This window comes from Snodgrassella sp. W6238H11 (assembly GCF_016100525.1).
Classification (GTDB): domain Bacteria; phylum Pseudomonadota; class Gammaproteobacteria; order Burkholderiales; family Neisseriaceae; genus Snodgrassella; species Snodgrassella alvi.
In genome coordinates this window covers 1-330 of record NZ_JACFSH010000025.1, presented here as the reverse complement: position 1 = coordinate 330, position 330 = coordinate 1, and the positions used below count along the sequence as shown (strand labels likewise).

The following is a 330-nucleotide window of genomic DNA, read 5'->3' as shown; positions in this document are numbered from 1 at the left end:
ACAACCGTACCCGCTTCCTGTGGGACGGCTTAAGAATGATTCAGGAAACCGGCCCGAATCATCCTACCAGCCTGTATATCTATACCGACCAGAACAGCTATGAACCACTGGCACGTATAGACACAGACGGCAACCAAGAACAACATATCCGCTACTTCCACACCGACCTGAACGGTTGTCCGGAAGAGCTTACCGATGCCAACGGCGAAATACTGTGGGAATGCAGCTTTCAGCTATGGGGGAAACGGATTCATGAAATTGAGCACGAACCCATAGAGCAAAACCTCAGATATCAGGGACAATATTTAGACAGAGAAACTGGCTTACATT

Annotated in this window: 1 protein-coding gene; it reads left to right on the top strand. The window is 48.5% G+C overall.

The window, feature by feature from the left end; translation table 11 throughout:
* Positions 1-35: 35 nt before the first annotated feature.
* Positions 36-330 (top strand): RHS repeat domain-containing protein (locus H3V00_RS11335; protein WP_198231811.1); only part of this gene is annotated, 295 nt, incomplete at its 3' end.